The following is a 14,195-nucleotide window of genomic DNA, read 5'->3' on the forward strand; positions in this document are numbered from 1 at the left end:
GGTACCCATGCCGGTGGGTGTTGCAGCCTGAAAGTATGAAAACCAACATAAACAACGATAGCGTTTTGGCCAATTTTTTACACTCCGCTCCAGCGTTACAACGACCAAAATTCTCAATTGAGTCCACGAAGATTCATGCGCTGCCAACGGATAATTGAACGACTCGTTAACCCACGTCACCGGAACCCGGCCAACCAAATAGTTGAATCACCTTCACCAACGCTACCGCGAGAAGGTATTCCGGCACTCACAAACCCGTCATGTTTTAGGAGCACGGTTTTAAAATCGTCCAAGCTCAACTTTTCTGATGAGATGATCATTGCCGACAATGACATAATTAAAGCCCTCCTCTGCTGGCGCCATACAAAAAGAGCTGATCCAGAGTATTTATCACCTTGACACCTATTTCTTCGTACCCTTCAGCGACTGCAGAGCGCTCGCAATGTCTTCGTGGCGAGTGTGCCAATCCTCTCCCAGCAATCGGCTCAGAATATACGAACAATCCTTTGGCATCGAAAACCGAGCTGCAAAAACCAGGGCACATTCGACACTGCCAGCGTCCTTGGCTTCGAACGCGGACTCCAGCTCACGACTCATGTAATCCTCTGGCACAGCGGAGCCCGAAAAAACACCTCGATGACCTTCTCTCTCGACACCTTTCCACACGCGAGATCGATCACCAGATCCTGTGGCAGAGCGTTCATGGTTCGATCTCCAATACCAGGATGAACAGGCGGAAGGGGGATGGTTTATTCGAGCGGGCTCAGCCCACCCTTACCTTCGAAATAAACATGAAACGCGTCAATGATTTTATCCAAAGTTTCATCGCGACCTTTAAGGCCCTGAAATTCTTTGGAGTGGATCAAGTTACGCCCTACGCCCTCAGAAAACTTCAACTTGGCACTGGCCGTACTCAGAGCCAGCACACCAAACTCTTCGTAAGCGCTTTCAAACAATAGCCAATCGAAACCCAAATTACCCATGATCATCGGATAGTCCACAGCGCCCTTGAAAAAGTCCCGAAAGCCTGAACTCAAAGCCTCGACACCCTCTTCGACGTTATTCCCATCGAAGAGGTAGCACGAGCAATCAGGCGGTGTGCTGAACAAGGTGAATACGTCTGTTGAGAACATCTCATAGCTTAAGCAAACCAACTCACTAAGAACTTCAGTAGTACTCAGCAGTGGCCTTTCAAAAAAATAATACTCAAGCCCCGAATCAAGAAAGACCATACCGGGCAGATCTTTTTCCAGATCAAGGTGCTTCGATAACGCTGCCGTTATCCGATTCACTTCTTTAAATTCCACTTTTGACAGGCTCATTTACTCAACCTTGAATCGGATTTTGACAATCGATTTTTCGATGCCTTTGATCCGCAATTCTGTTGTAGGTTCTTTGGTCGACGTAGACAGTGGGTAGAACTTGTAAGTCCTGTCTCCCTTGGTCAGTATGAAGACCGTTCCGTCCCCTGAAAACGTTCTGTTGTAACCATTGGCTTCTAGCGTTTTTATTGCGTCTGAGGGTGAGGTGTAGGCATCGATTTGGCCCGGGCTTCTTCGCGTCCATTTAGGCTTGAACTCTATACCAGTTTGGTAAGGGGCGCTTTTGCCGATCAGTAACATACCTGCTGTCATCTGCAGCTCGGTCATCAACGTCGCCCGCTGGTGCAACGTTAGCGGCTGACCGGCTTGCTGATCCAGCCAACTGGTATCTTTTGCCCACTGGTCTGCGAGAGCCATCTCGTCGGGAGTCAACCAACCCTCCGCCAGATTTTTCGCAAAAGCCATTTGTTTATCGGAGGTAAATAAAGCCCCCCAACCGGCGATGGTCAGAGATGGCGGAGGCCGAGAAGCCGAACACATTAAAGCGGTCATCCTCAACGACACCGAGACGGGCAAAGGCGTCAGTGGATTGTTCGGCTACGGCATCGCATGTCCGGTTTGCGCTATGGTTTTAAACCCTCAACGCCTTCGCTGTTCGACCCCAACAATCTCGCTGAACTGCCAAGCCAGCTGACGCAGTACACGCCTGAGTCGGTGGTTGAAGTCGCGGTCGACCACACCGGTACGGCGGCAACCAACACCGGTCGCAATGCGGTCATCCAGGCCGGCGGCAATGTTTCGATTACCGCTGCCCAGCAACTGGAGAGTAAGGCCTGCTCCCGAATTACCTGCCAAACCAGCACCTGCATACAAGTGACACCCGCCCTTTGCGTGGATAGTGAGAACAGCCATTTCGGCCTTCACTGACGCCCCCCCTGACGCAAGGAGTTTGCATGAGCACGTTCACCACCCAAGACGGCACCGAGATCTATTTCAAGGACTGGGGCAGCGGCAAGCCCGTGCTGTTCAGCCATGGCTGGCCGCTGGATGCCGACATGTGGGAATACCAGATGGAATACCTGAGCAGCCGTGGCTATCGCACGATTGCCTTCGACCGCCGTGGTTTTGGTCGCTCCGATCAGCCGTGGACCGGTTATGACTACGACACCTTCGCTGACGACATCGCGCAACTGATCAACCATCTGGACCTGCGCGATGTGACGCTGGTGGGCTTTTCCATGGGCGGTGGCGATGTCAGCCGTTACATTGCCCGCCATGGCAGCGAGCGCGTTGCCGGGCTGGTGCTGCTGGGCGCGGTCACGCCGCTATTCGGCAAGAAAGCCGACTTCCCGCAAGGCGTCGACACCTCAGTGTTCGACGGCATCAAGGCTGGTTTGCTGAAGGATCGTGCGCAATTCATCGCGGATTTCGCTGCGCCGTTCTATGGCACCAATCAGGGCCAGACAGTCTCCGACGGCGTGCTCACGCAAACCCTCAACGTCGCGCTGCTGGCGTCGCTTAAAGGCACGGTGGATTGCGTTACCGCGTTCTCGGAAACCGACTTCCGCCCGGACATGGCCAAGATTGATGTGCCGACATTGGTGATCCACGGTGACGGCGATCAGATCGTGCCGTTCGAAACCACCGGCAAGCAGGCTGCGGCACAAATCAAAGGCGCCGAGCTGAAGGTTTACGCTGGCGCGCCCCACGGTTTTGCAGTGACCCATGCGCAGGCCTTGAACGAAGATTTGCTGGCGTTCCTCAAGCGATAATCTCGATCAATCCAGGCTCTCGTTGAACCTGTGGCAAGGGAGCCTGCTTCCTTGCCACAAAATGTTCATCCATCAATCATCCTCCGCACCCGAAGACTTTCGCCAAACCACCATATTTAAAGGCTCCCAGCCCTCTGCATCAGAATTTTATCTTCACATCCCAGCTTAATAATATTTTACCGATACCCCCCCTCTCCCTAGTCTGACCTCAAGCAAAACGGACAAGCCAACAGCGGCCCGAATCCCACTGCCTTGCTAGGAAGGATGTAGAGATGACCACTGCAATAATAAAAACAGACACGCTGATCGTGGGTGCCGGCCAAGCGGGCGTGGCGATGAGTGAGCACCTGAGCAAACTCGGTGTGCCGCACCTGGTGCTGGAGCGCAATCGCATCGCCGAGCGCTGGCGCACCGGGCGTTGGGACTCGCTGGTGGCCAACGGCCCGGCGTGGCACGACCGCTTCCCGGGTCTGGAATTCGATGACGTCGACCCTGACGGTTTCGCTCCGAAAGAGCGCGTGGCCGATTATTTCGAAGCCTATGCGAAGAAATTCAATGCGCCGGTCCGCACCGGCGTTGAAGTAAAAAGCGTGGTGCGCAATGTCGGCCGTCCGGGTTTCACCGTCGAGACCTCCGAAGGCGTGATCGAAGCCAACCGTGTGGTCGCCGCCACCGGCCCGTTCCAGAAACCGGTAATCCCGGCGATTGCCCCGCAAGACGAACGTCTGCTGCAAATCCACTCCGCAGATTACCGCAACCCGCAGCAGCTGCCGGAAGGCGCGGTGCTGGTCGTGGGCGCCGGTTCTTCCGGCGTACAGATTGCCGATGAACTGCAGCGCTCGGGCAAGCGGGTTTACCTGTCGGTCGGCGCCCACGACCGCCCGCCTCGCGCTTACCGCAACCGGGATTTCTGCTGGTGGCTGGGTGTGCTCGGCGAGTGGGATCAGGCGGCGATGAAACCTGGCCGCGAGCACGTGACCATTGCAGTCAGCGGCGCCCATGGCGGGCGCACTATCGATTTCCGGGGTCTGGCCCATCGTGGCATGACCCTGGTCGGCGTCACCGAGTCGTTCAATAACGGCGTGGTGACCTTCAAGCAGGACCTGGTCGGCAATCTCAATCGCGGCGATGAAAACTATCTGGCGCTGCTCGATGCCGCCGATGCCTACATCGAGCGCAACGGCCTCGACCTGCCAGAAGAACCGGAGGCCCGCGAAACGTATCCAGAGCCTGAGTGCGTGAAAAACCCATTGACCGATCTGGATCTGGCTAAGGCTGGCATCACCTCGATCATTTGGGCCACCGGGTTTGCCGTGGATTACTCCTGGCTGCAAGTCGCCGCGTTCGACGACAAGGGCAAGCCTGTGCACCAACGCGGCGTGTCGAGTGAGCCGGGCGTGTATTTCCTGGGTTTGCCGTGGCAGTCGCGTCGCGGCTCGTCGTTCATCTGGGGCGTCTGGCACGACGCCAAGCACGTCGCCGATCACATCGCCACCCAGCGCAAGTATCTGGATTACCGCGATGCCGAGCAGCGTGAAGCCGAGCTGCACGCGCCGACACCCAACAAAGTCGCCGACACCGTCGACGCCTGATTTCCCTCTTTCGCTCCGGCGCCGATTGCGCCGGGCAACCCTGATTCTGGAGCAGCACATGAGCAAGCCAACCCACACGCGCATCCGTATGTTCAACACCAAAGACACCTACCCGAACCAGACCCTGGACAATGACCTGTGCCAGGCCGTGCGTGCCGGCAATACCGTGTATGTCCGTGGTCAGGTCGGTACTGATTTCGACGGCAACCTGGTCGGTCTGGGTGATCCGCGTGCACAGGCTGAACAAGCCATGCGCAACGTCAAGCAACTGCTCGAAGAAGCCGGCAGCGACATGAGCCACATCGTCAAGACCACCACCTACCTGATCGACCCGCGTTATCGCGAGGCGGTGTATGGCGAAGTCGGCAAGTGGCTGAAAGGTGTGTTCCCGATTTCGACCGGACTGGTGGTGTCGGCGCTGGGGCAGCCGCAGTGGTTGATGGAGATTGATGTGATTGCGGTGATTCCTGAGTAAGCAGGTTTACCGCGTTATGGCCATCACCAGTTGGGCGGCTCCCACAGGTTTTGTGAACGACAAAACTCCACTGTGGGAGCTAGCCCTGCTAGCGATGAGGCCAGCCCAGACACCCAAGGAGTTCATTAGATGACCTTTTCAATCGCAGCCCGCTGCGCCGAAACCGGCCAGTTCGGTGTCGCCATCAGTTCCTCCAGCATCGCCGTCGGCGCGCGCTGCCCATGGCTGCTGCCGGGCGTTGGCGCAGTGTCGAGCCAGAACATCACCCTGCCGTCCCTCGGCCCGGAAGTGCTCGCACTGATGGAGCAAGGTCTGGCGCCTGACGATGCGCTGGACAAAGTCCTCACCCGCAACGGCTACAGCCAGTACCGCCAGATCACCGCGATCAACCACCTCGGCCAGACCGCGCACTTCAGCGGTTCCCAGACTCTTGGCGTGCACAACGCGGTCTCCGGTGAACAATGCGTCGCCGCCGGCAATATGCTCGCCGGGCGCTCCGTGATCGAGGCGATGGTCAGCGCCTTTGAAGACGGCGAAGGGCAACTCGCCGACCGTCTGCTCAAAGCTCTGCACGCCGCCCAGGCACTTGGCGGTGAAGCCGGCCCGGTGCATTCGGCTGCTGTCGTCGTGGTCGGCGAACAGACCTGGCCGATCGTCAATTTGCGCGTGGACTGGGCCGATGAAGACCCGATCGGTCAGTTGCAAAAGCTCTGGGATGCTTATCAGCCGCAGCTCCAGGACTACATCGACCGCGCCCTCGATCCGGCTAAGGCTCCGGGTTACGGCGTTGCCGGTGATGATCGATGAACAGCGTCGAGTTGCTCAGAGCGCTGGTGGGTTTCGACACCACCAGCCGTGAATCCAACTTGCAATTGATCGAATTCGTCCGCGATTACCTCGAAGGTTTCGACGTGCCGTGCGCGCTGATCTACAACGATGAGCGCAGCAAAGCCAACCTGTTCGCCACGATCGGCCCAGTAGATCAACCGGGGGTTGTGCTGTCCGGGCACACTGACGTGGTGCCGGTCGATGGCCAACCGTGGACGCTGCCAGCGTTCGAACTGACCGAGCGCGACGGCAAACTGTTTGGGCGTGGCACGGCGGACATGAAGGGCTACATCGCCTGCGTCCTCGCCTTGGTGCCATCGCTGGTGAAGGCGCCATTGCGCATGCCGGTACATATCGCCCTGTCTTATGACGAAGAAGTCGGCTGCCTCGGGGTGCGTTCGTTGCTCAAGGTACTGGAGCAGCGTCCGGTCAAACCACTGCTGTGCATCATCGGCGAACCGACCGAACTGAAACCGGTGCTCGGTCACAAAGGCAAACTGGCGATGCGCTGCGACGTGCATGGCCATCCGTGCCATTCGGCCTACGCGCCGCTCGGGGTCAACGCCATCGAATACGCCGCTGAACTGATCGGCGAACTGGGCCGCCTCGGCCAGCAACTGAAAGCGCCGGAGCATCACGACACGCGTTTCGACCCGCCCTACAGCACCGTGCAAACAGGGGTGATCAGCGGCGGCAAAGCCTTGAACATCGTGCCGGCCGACTGCCGTTTCGATTTCGAGATTCGCGCCCTGCCCTCGCAGGATCCGGCGTTGGTCGCGCAAGCACTGCAAGCCTATGCCGAGCGCGAAGTGCTGCCGCGCATGCGTGCGGTCAGTGCGCGAAGCGAGATCTGTTTCAGTGAGTTGTCAGCCTATCCGGGGCTGGTCACCGATGCGCAGAGCCAGGCCGCCGAGTTGATTGCGGCGTTCTGCGGCTCTACGGACTTCGGCACGGTGGCATTCGGCACCGAAGGCGGACTGTTTGATGCGGTGGGCATTGCCACCGTGGTCTGCGGCCCCGGCAGCATGGATCAGGGCCACAAACCCGATGAGTTTGTCAGCCTCGATCAGTTGCAGGCTTGCGATGACATGCTCCAGCGTGTGCTGACGTTTATCCGCGCTTGAAACCCGGTTCGACTGTACTCAAGCGTACAGTCGAGCCAACTCCTCTCGGCAATGGTCGACGAACAACTGCACCGGTTTGGTCAGTTGCACGCGCCGCAGCCACGCCGCCGACAATCCCGATCCAGTCACGCTTTCCGCCAGCGGTACACACACGACTTGCTGGCCGTCGTAGGTGTAGTCGCTGAACGGCTTGGTCACCAGAATCGAAAAGCCGAAACCATTGCCGACCATCCCGCGCACCATCTCGATCGACGGTGAGCTGAAGACGATGTTCGGCGTCAGTCCGCGTTCCTCGAAGATGCTCACGAAGTAGGTTCGACTCGGCACCACGTCGAGCAAAATCATCGGCTCCAGCACCAGATCATGCAGCGAGACTTTCGCCTGTTGCGCAAAGCGATGGTTGGCCGGGAGCAAGGCGTATGGCTGCTGCGGCGGCATCAGCGGCGTGGTTTCGATGGTGCTGTCGAGGTCGTGCTCGAACATCATCGCCATGTCAATGCTGCCGGCGGTCAGGGCCTGTACCAGTTCCTGTTGCTCGCCGTCGCGAATGCGGATTTCCACGCCGGGCCAGCGCTCTTTGAAGCCGGCGATCAGCCGTGGCAGGTACAACGGCGCGACGGTTTCGAAACAGCCGATATCGATTTGCCCGGTGACGACATCGTTGTCGGCCAGCGCGTTCTGTTCAAACTCATGAGCCACCCGCAGCAGCTCCAGCGCCTTGCGATAAAAGCGCGAGCCACTGGGCGTTAACGAAACGCCTTGAGCGTGATGGCGGATAAACAACTGCACACCGAAACTTTCTTCCAAGTGCTTGATCGCCGTGGAGACCGACGGCTGCGCGATGTAGAGCTTGCGCGACGCTTCGGCGACGCTGCCGCAGTCGGCGGTGGTAACGAAGTATTTGAGCTGGCGCAGGTTGTAGGCAGCCATGGGAATCTCCAGAAGATCAAAGGATCGCAGCCATCGGCAGCTCCTACAAAAAGCCGTGTGAATCCAGATAAGAGAGAAGCCTGAACATACCGGAGCTGCGCGTAACCCGGAGCATATTTTTTTTAAGGTCTGTAGCAACAAACTTACTAATTTATCTATCCCGACGCTTTGCACATGATCACTTCAACAAGAAATGCGCCGCCCGTGCCGGCGCTTGCCGAAGTACGTCCACGTACTCATCCTTGCCTTGGAGTTCGTCATGGCTACCCCTGCAGCATCCTCCGCTCCGCTGATTGAAAAACACACGATAGGATACGTGCCCCCCGAAGATCGCCACGGAAAGGTCAGGGATCTGTTCACGCTCTGGTTCGGCGGCAACATCGCGCCGTTACCCATCGTCACCGGTGCGCTGGGCGTGCAGTTGTTTCACTTGAATCTGGTCTGGGGCATCGTCGCAATTCTCGTCGGCCATCTGGTCGGCGGCGTGCTGATGGCGCTGCATTCGGCACAAGGCCCGCAGATGGGCATCCCGCAGATGATCCAGAGCCGCGCCCAGTTCGGCTCCCTCGGTGCGCTGCTGGTGGTGTTGATTGCCGGCGTCATGTACATCGGCTTCTTCGCCTCCAACATCGTGCTCGCCGGCAAGTCGTTGCATGGCGTGGTCGACAGCGTTCCGGTGCCGGTCGGCATTGTCATCGGCGCCGTCGGTTCGGGGATCATCGGCATCATCGGCTACCGCTTCATCCACGTGCTCAACCGCATCGGTACATGGGTGCTGGGGATCGGCATCGTCGTCGGTTTCGGCTACATCTTCACCCACATTCAAACCGATGACTTCCTCACCCGAGGCAGCTTCAACCTCTCCGGCTGGCTCGCCACTGTGTCGCTGGCGGCGTTGTGGCAGATCGCGTTTGCGCCTTACGTTTCCGACTATTCGCGGTACTTGCCGGCCGACGTGAAAGTCTCGTCGACCTTTTGGACGACGTATCTGGGTTCGGCGCTGGGCTCGAGTCTGGCGTTCATTTTCGGTGCCGTTGCCGTGCTCGCCACGCCCGTCGGCATGGACACCATGGACGCGGTGAAAATGGCCACTGGCTCCATCGGCCCGCTGATGCTGGTGCTGTTCCTGCTCAGCGTCATCAGCCACAACGCCCTCAACCTGTACGGCGCGGTACTCTCGCTGATCACCCTGGTGCAGACCTTCGCCTACCGCTGGATTCCGACCGCCAAGAGCCGCGCAGTCATCTCGACCATCGTTTTGCTGGCCTGCTGCTTCGCCGCCGTCGGCGCGTCGAAAGACTTCATCGGCCACTTCGTCGACATGGTCCTAGTGCTGCTGGTGGTGCTGGTGCCGTGGACAGCGATCAACCTGATCGACTTCTACGCGATCCACAAAGGCCAGTACGACATCCAGTCGATCTTCCAGGTCGACGGCGGCATCTACGGTCGCTACAACCCGCAAGCCTTGCTGGCCTACGCGATCGGCATCGCCGTGCAGATCCCGTTCATGAACACGCCGCTGTACGTCGGCCCGGTGTCGGCACACATCAACGGCGCGGATCTGTCATGGCTGGTGGGCTTGCTGGTGACGTCGCCGCTGTACTTCTGGCTGGCCAATCGGGACACGTCTTATCGTCGGCGGATGATGGGCGGGAAGTTGGCGAGCAGCGTGTAATCGTTATCGCCTGAACGTAAAAAGGGCCGGAACGCTGTGCAGCGATCCGGCCCTTTTTCGTTACCTTCAGATAAAGCGCTGGCGATGCTCCTCGATGAATTGCGCCGGTGTCTGCAATGGCTGACCGATGATGGCCGCCCCCGTATCGTCGAGGCCTTCAAGGCGTTTTTCACGCTGGTCGATTTTCACCGCGTTGAAGTGCACGGCAAATGCTGGATCGCCATCGACGCCGAGCAACCGTACAAACTCTTCGACTTCCACCTGCTCGAAACGCACTTCCTTGCCCAGCGTGCTGCCCAACAGGGCGGCGAGTTCGCGGTGACTGTATTCGATCGGGCCGTGCAGCGCATACGCTTGACCGCCATGGCCTTCGGGTTTGAGCAGAACGTTAGCCACGACCAGCGCGATGTCACTGGCCGCCATCGGCGCAAAACGGCTCTCGGCGTCGAACGGGGTCAGGTAGCGCCCTTCGCGAATAAAGTCTGCGATATAGAGCATCCATTGGGCGAAGAACGTCACGCGCAGGTGGGTGGATGGAATGCCCGACCAAGTGAAAATCTGTTCCGACATCCAATGGTTCAACGTCGCCTGACTGCGTGCATCCGGCCGCGATTGTTTGTGCGACATGTTGACGATGTGCTTGACCCCCTGCTCCTTCGCCGCTTGCGCAAACAACGCGGCTGCTTCGACCAGACCGTCGCTCAGCGGATAGCAAAAGTAGGCGCCGTCCACGCCTTCCATGGCCGGGCGCAACGACTTGAGGTCGCGCAAGTTACCGACGTGAATCTCGGCGCCCATGTCCTTGAGCTTTTGCGAGCGCTCATCTTCGCGACGCACCAGCGCTTTGACCCGGTGACCGCGCTCGAGCAGGGCTTTGACGGTTGGCGCGCCAGTGTCGCCGGTAGAACCTGTGACCAAAAACGTACTCATCGTATATCTCCAATTCATCGTTATAAAAACAGGGATTTGTTAAGGACGCAGGCGACTGGCCGCCACCACGGTCTCGACGAGCCCCGTGGCAACGTCGTAGACCAGACCGCTGACACTGAAACCGGCAGGCAGCTGCGGGTTGGCTTTCAGCGCTGCGACATCGATGGCCACAGCCTGACGCGGGTCGGCTATCGCCAGAGATGGCAGTTGTTCCGCAGCCACGCCCATGTACTGCGCGAGCAACGAGGGCGCGTGGTGCAGGCAACCGCGAATGCCGCAATCGGTGTGCTGCAGGATGATCAGGTGCCAGCCTTCACCGATGGCCGCGCCACCCGCCTGAGAAACGCTGCCCAGAATCGCCAGGGTTTCGAACAGTGCCGGAGTGACCCGGCCACCGACGTTGCGAATCACCGCTGCCTCGCCGGGCTGCAGGCCAAGCACATCGACCGGGTCAACGCGCGGATCGACACAACCGACGATCAGCGCTCGCTGGGAAGGAATGATCTTCAGCTCCGCCGAGAAGCCGTTGGCGGCAAACGCGGCATTGCGTTCGAGCAGGGTTTGCAGGAAGTCCATGGCACACCTCGATCAAGAATGGGCAATCAGCCGCGCTGTGGCAGACGCGTCGACATCAGCGCCTGAAGCTTTTGTGGATCAGCGGTAAAGGCTTGATGGATGTTGCGCGACTGGGCGCCGGCGATGACTTCATCGTTGATACCGGCTTCGATCGCATCCAGCGCATCCGTGACCACTTCGAGCGGGCTCAGGCGCGGTTCAGGGAGCTTCGCGCCCATCGCGGTTTCAGTCTGCACCGCCAGCACGCCGACCACCTGGGTGCCCTGCGCGCCGAGTTCGGCACGTAAGCTGCGGGTCAGCGACAGGCCGGCGGCTTTCGAGGCCGAGTACGTTGCTGCCATCGGCAGACTGACCAGCGAGAGCATCGACAACATGTTCAACACCGCGCCACCCGAGGCCGCCAGCACCGGCGCAAACGCCCGAGTCAGGGCCAATGGGCCGAAGTAATTCACTTCCATTTCCAGGCGGGCGTCCTGCATGTCCGGCGCGCTGATGGCGCCGTCGAATGCGGCATAGCCGGCGTTGTTGATCAGCAGCGTGACATCGGCGGCGACGCTGGCAGCGGCAGCGACTTGATCCGGATCCGTCACGTCCAGCGGCAGTGGCACCAGACGACGATCGCCACTTTTGAGCAGGTCGGCCAGCGAAGCGGTATCACGGACGGCGACGTAAACCTTGGCCGCGCCACGCTTGAGCAGTTCTTCAGCGAATGTGCGACCGATGCCGCGGTTGGCACCGGTAACCAGGGCAATGGATTGGGCGATCTGCATGATGGGTTCCTCGAAACTCGATAAGGGCAAGTTGCGGAGTTGGCGGCCGTGCCGCGTTTCCGATGTGGCCAATATCAACGCTTCGACTCATGCTCGGTAGCCCGTGAATTGGGCTAAGATTTATCTCGATCCAGCATTAATCCTCCGCGCGCACGGGAACCGGCATGCCACTCAAAGACCTTCACAGCCTGCGGCTCTACACCCGCGTCGCACGTCTGGGCAGCTTCTCCGCCGCCGCGCGCGAAGCGGGCCTGACGCAATCACAGGTGTCGCGAATGATTGCCGAGCTGGAAGCCAGCCTCGGCGCCCGGCTGTTGTCGCGCACCACCCGTGCAGTGGTGCCGACCGAAGCGGGCCTAGAGTTTCTGGCGCGGATGGAACCGATCCTCGCGGCTGTCGACGACGCCGAAAACAGCGTGCGCGAAACCGGTGAATTGCGCGGATTGCTGCGCATCGGCATGCCCTCGACGATGGCCATTCGAGTGGTCATTCCGCGCTTGTCGGCCTTCACCGAACGTCACCCGCAACTGCACCTCGAACTGATGCTCGAAGATCAATGGCAAGACATGGTCAAGGAAGCGGTCGATGTCGGGATTCGGGTCGGCAAGTTGCCGGATCTGGCCGGCACCGCGAAGCTGATTGGCAGCATGCAGCGGATCGTCGTGGCGTCTGCCGCTTATCTCGCGCAGTACAGCACGCCGTCGAGGCCCGAGGATCTTGAACAGCACCGAATCATCGGTGGGCCTGCGGCAGCACATGCATCATCGTGGCAATTCGAACGTGATGGCGAGAGCACATCCGTCAGTCTGACCGCGCAGATTTCGGTCAACGATACTACCGGGGCATTGGCGGCGGCCGTTGGCGGACTGGGCGTCACTTCGACCACGTCATGGGCCTGCGCGCAGGAGTTGCGCGATGGCACGCTGCAGCAATTATTGCCGGCGTGGAAAATGGCCGACCTGCCAGTTCACGCCTACTTTCCCATGGGCCGCGCGACACGTCTGGCGGCACGCGCGTTCGCTGATTTTCTCGCCAGTGCACTTGAACAACCACCCACCCTTTCAGAGCAATGACATGCTGCGAATACTCGGTAAGGCCTCATCGATCAACGTGCGTAAAGTGCTGTGGACATGCGCTGAGTTGCGGATTCCTTTTGAGCGTGAAGACTGGGGCTCGGGGTTTCAGCCAACGAATACGCCGGCGTTTCTCGCGCTGAACCCGTGCGCCATGGTGCCGGTGATTCAGGACGGCGATTTCACGTTGTGGGAATCGAATACGATCATTCGTTATCTGGCCTCGCGCTATGGCGGCGCGCAGCTTTATCCGACTGAGCCGATGGCCCGGGCGCGGGTCGATCAGTGGATTGACTGGCAGGCTGCGGAGTTGAATCGCTCGTGGTCGTATCCGCTGATGTCGCTGGTACGCAAGTCACCTGATTATCAGGACGGAGCTGCGCTGGCAGCGGGTTGCCGGGATTGGTCGAAGAACATGGAGATTCTCGATCGGCAACTGGAATCAACTGGCGCGTATGTCAGCGGCAACGCGTTTTCACTGGCGGACATCCCGATCGGACTCTCGGTAAACCGCTGGTTCGAAACACCGCTCAAGCATCCGCACCTGCCTGCCGTCAGCGCCTATTACGACCGCCTGAATCAACGCGATGGCTATCGCCTGTACGGCAGAAACGGTACGCCATAACGCAAAAAACCGCTGATCCCGGAATCAGCGTTTTTTATTTTGCCGTAAGAAACTATCAGGCCGGAACACCCAGAATGATGTGCGAAGCCTTGATCACTGCCGTCGCGCTGACGCCTTTGGCCAGGCCCAGTTCAGCCACGGCATCACGGGTCACGATCGAGTAGACCTTCGAGCCGCCGGCCAGCTCGATCACCACTTCAGCATTGACCGCGCCGTCCGTCACGCTCAGCACTTTGCCTTCCAGGCAGTTGCGCGCCGAAAGACGAATGTCGCTGGATTCGGTCATCAGCATCACCCATGGCGCCTTGACCAATGCAACGGCTTCTTTGCCGACAGCAATGCCGAGGTTCTTGATGCTTTCCATGGTCACGACGGCCACTAATTGCTCACCGCCCGCCAAGGTCAGAACCACTTCGGCGTTGACGGCGCCGGCCTGAACATTGCTGACTTTGCCTTTGAATACGTTGCGTGCACTGACTTTCATGCTGGACGTCCTGTTTTTT

The 14,195-nt window shown here is 59.2% G+C and carries 16 protein-coding genes; 9 read left to right on the plus strand and 7 right to left on the minus strand.

Annotated features, from left to right (window positions below; translation table 11 throughout):
- Window positions 1-749 precede the first annotated feature (749 nt).
- Window positions 750-1,322 (minus strand): hypothetical protein, encoded by a 573-nt coding sequence (locus tag AC3Y64_RS16750; RefSeq protein WP_489984534.1) that lies wholly within the window; start codon window positions 1,320-1,322, stop codon window positions 750-752.
- Complete coding sequence (locus AC3Y64_RS16755) at window positions 1,323-1,874, minus strand: hypothetical protein (RefSeq protein ID WP_489984535.1); 552 nt, start codon at window positions 1,872-1,874, stop codon at window positions 1,323-1,325.
- Between the two features lie 57 nt (window positions 1,875-1,931).
- Here AC3Y64_RS16755 and AC3Y64_RS16760 point away from each other — a divergent pair, with 57 nt between their 5' ends.
- From AC3Y64_RS16760 to argE, 6 genes are all read left to right on the plus strand, one after another.
- Window positions 1,932-2,249, plus strand: a complete 318-nt coding sequence (locus tag AC3Y64_RS16760) for a hypothetical protein (RefSeq protein WP_489984536.1) — start codon at window positions 1,932-1,934, stop codon at window positions 2,247-2,249.
- Between the two features lie 26 nt (window positions 2,250-2,275).
- Window positions 2,276-3,094: an alpha/beta fold hydrolase gene (locus AC3Y64_RS16765; protein ID WP_489984537.1), complete on the plus strand. Its 819-nt coding sequence runs from the start codon at window positions 2,276-2,278 to the stop codon at window positions 3,092-3,094.
- Between the two features lie 272 nt (window positions 3,095-3,366).
- Window positions 3,367-4,686: a flavin-containing monooxygenase gene (locus AC3Y64_RS16770; RefSeq protein WP_489984538.1), complete on the plus strand. Its 1,320-nt coding sequence runs from the start codon at window positions 3,367-3,369 to the stop codon at window positions 4,684-4,686.
- 58 nt (window positions 4,687-4,744) lie between these two features.
- Complete coding sequence (locus AC3Y64_RS16775; protein ID WP_008086115.1) at window positions 4,745-5,161, plus strand: RidA family protein; 417 nt, start codon at window positions 4,745-4,747, stop codon at window positions 5,159-5,161.
- A 129-nt stretch (window positions 5,162-5,290) separates the two neighbouring features.
- Window positions 5,291-5,968: a DUF1028 domain-containing protein gene (locus AC3Y64_RS16780; RefSeq protein ID WP_489984539.1), complete on the plus strand. Its 678-nt coding sequence runs from the start codon at window positions 5,291-5,293 to the stop codon at window positions 5,966-5,968.
- Window positions 5,965-7,113: an acetylornithine deacetylase gene (gene argE / locus AC3Y64_RS16785; RefSeq protein WP_489984540.1), complete on the plus strand. Its 1,149-nt coding sequence runs from the start codon at window positions 5,965-5,967 to the stop codon at window positions 7,111-7,113. The genes AC3Y64_RS16780 and argE overlap by 4 nt, the downstream gene beginning before the upstream one ends.
- Before the next feature lie 18 nt (window positions 7,114-7,131).
- On the opposite strand, the gene AC3Y64_RS16790 is transcribed toward argE, so the two are convergent.
- A complete protein-coding gene (locus tag AC3Y64_RS16790) occupies window positions 7,132-8,043 on the minus strand; it encodes a LysR family transcriptional regulator (RefSeq protein ID WP_489984541.1) in 912 nt (303 codons plus the stop codon).
- A 259-nt stretch (window positions 8,044-8,302) separates the two neighbouring features.
- Here AC3Y64_RS16790 and AC3Y64_RS16795 point away from each other — a divergent pair, with 259 nt between their 5' ends.
- Window positions 8,303-9,718, plus strand: a complete 1,416-nt coding sequence (locus AC3Y64_RS16795; RefSeq protein ID WP_489984542.1) for a purine-cytosine permease family protein — start codon at window positions 8,303-8,305, stop codon at window positions 9,716-9,718.
- Window positions 9,719-9,784: 66 nt separating this feature from the next.
- On the opposite strand, the gene AC3Y64_RS16800 is transcribed toward AC3Y64_RS16795, so the two are convergent.
- Genes AC3Y64_RS16800 through AC3Y64_RS16810 form a run of 3 tightly spaced genes read right to left on the minus strand, consistent with a single transcriptional unit; the run spans window position 9,785 to window position 11,994 of the window.
- Window positions 9,785-10,648 (minus strand): NmrA family NAD(P)-binding protein, encoded by an 864-nt coding sequence (locus tag AC3Y64_RS16800; protein WP_489984543.1) that lies wholly within the window; start codon window positions 10,646-10,648, stop codon window positions 9,785-9,787.
- 39 nt (window positions 10,649-10,687) lie between these two features.
- The gene (locus AC3Y64_RS16805) at window positions 10,688-11,224 is read right to left on the minus strand and encodes a carbonic anhydrase (protein WP_489984544.1); all 537 of its coding nucleotides are present in this window, start codon (window positions 11,222-11,224) and stop codon (window positions 10,688-10,690) included.
- Between the two features lie 26 nt (window positions 11,225-11,250).
- The gene (locus AC3Y64_RS16810) at window positions 11,251-11,994 is read right to left on the minus strand and encodes an SDR family NAD(P)-dependent oxidoreductase (RefSeq protein WP_489984545.1); all 744 of its coding nucleotides are present in this window, start codon (window positions 11,992-11,994) and stop codon (window positions 11,251-11,253) included.
- 164 nt (window positions 11,995-12,158) lie between these two features.
- Between AC3Y64_RS16810 and AC3Y64_RS16815 the strand changes: the two genes are divergently transcribed.
- Window positions 12,159-13,067, plus strand: a complete 909-nt coding sequence (locus AC3Y64_RS16815) for a LysR family transcriptional regulator (protein ID WP_489984546.1) — start codon at window positions 12,159-12,161, stop codon at window positions 13,065-13,067.
- A gap of 1 nt (window position 13,068) precedes the next feature.
- Window positions 13,069-13,692 (plus strand): glutathione S-transferase family protein, encoded by a 624-nt coding sequence (locus tag AC3Y64_RS16820; protein WP_489984547.1) that lies wholly within the window; start codon window positions 13,069-13,071, stop codon window positions 13,690-13,692.
- Window positions 13,693-13,747: 55 nt separating this feature from the next.
- On the opposite strand, the gene AC3Y64_RS16825 is transcribed toward AC3Y64_RS16820, so the two are convergent.
- Window positions 13,748-14,176 carry a TOBE domain-containing protein gene (locus tag AC3Y64_RS16825; protein ID WP_077573316.1) on the minus strand — a complete coding sequence of 143 codons (429 nt, stop codon included), beginning with the start codon at window positions 14,174-14,176 and terminating at the stop codon, window positions 13,748-13,750.
- Window positions 14,177-14,195 lie beyond the last annotated feature (19 nt).

This window comes from Pseudomonas sp. 4CAES_32.4 (assembly GCF_058136335.1).

Coding starts and splice junctions, on each gene's coding strand:
- argE (WP_489984540.1), top strand. CDS start 5,965: ATGAACAGCGTCGAGTTGCTCAGAGCGCTGGTGGGTTTCGACACCACC.
- AC3Y64_RS16820 (WP_489984547.1), top strand. CDS start 13,069: ATGCTGCGAATACTCGGTAAGGCCTCATCGATCAACGTGCGTAAAGTG.
- AC3Y64_RS16815 (WP_489984546.1), top strand. CDS start 12,159: ATGCCACTCAAAGACCTTCACAGCCTGCGGCTCTACACCCGCGTCGCA.
- AC3Y64_RS16775 (WP_008086115.1), top strand. CDS start 4,745: ATGAGCAAGCCAACCCACACGCGCATCCGTATGTTCAACACCAAAGAC.
- AC3Y64_RS16765 (WP_489984537.1), top strand. CDS start 2,276: ATGAGCACGTTCACCACCCAAGACGGCACCGAGATCTATTTCAAGGAC.
- AC3Y64_RS16780 (WP_489984539.1), top strand. CDS start 5,291: ATGACCTTTTCAATCGCAGCCCGCTGCGCCGAAACCGGCCAGTTCGGT.
- AC3Y64_RS16790 (WP_489984541.1), bottom strand. CDS start 8,043: ATGGCTGCCTACAACCTGCGCCAGCTCAAATACTTCGTTACCACCGCC.
- AC3Y64_RS16805 (WP_489984544.1), bottom strand. CDS start 11,224: ATGGACTTCCTGCAAACCCTGCTCGAACGCAATGCCGCGTTTGCCGCC.
- AC3Y64_RS16810 (WP_489984545.1), bottom strand. CDS start 11,994: ATGCAGATCGCCCAATCCATTGCCCTGGTTACCGGTGCCAACCGCGGC.
- AC3Y64_RS16755 (WP_489984535.1), bottom strand. CDS start 1,874: ATGACCGCTTTAATGTGTTCGGCTTCTCGGCCTCCGCCATCTCTGACC.
- AC3Y64_RS16800 (WP_489984543.1), bottom strand. CDS start 10,648: ATGAGTACGTTTTTGGTCACAGGTTCTACCGGCGACACTGGCGCGCCA.
- AC3Y64_RS16825 (WP_077573316.1), bottom strand. CDS start 14,176: ATGAAAGTCAGTGCACGCAACGTATTCAAAGGCAAAGTCAGCAATGTT.
- AC3Y64_RS16760 (WP_489984536.1), top strand. CDS start 1,932: ATGTCCGGTTTGCGCTATGGTTTTAAACCCTCAACGCCTTCGCTGTTC.
- AC3Y64_RS16770 (WP_489984538.1), top strand. CDS start 3,367: ATGACCACTGCAATAATAAAAACAGACACGCTGATCGTGGGTGCCGGC.
- AC3Y64_RS16750 (WP_489984534.1), bottom strand. CDS start 1,322: ATGAGCCTGTCAAAAGTGGAATTTAAAGAAGTGAATCGGATAACGGCA.
- AC3Y64_RS16795 (WP_489984542.1), top strand. CDS start 8,303: ATGGCTACCCCTGCAGCATCCTCCGCTCCGCTGATTGAAAAACACACG.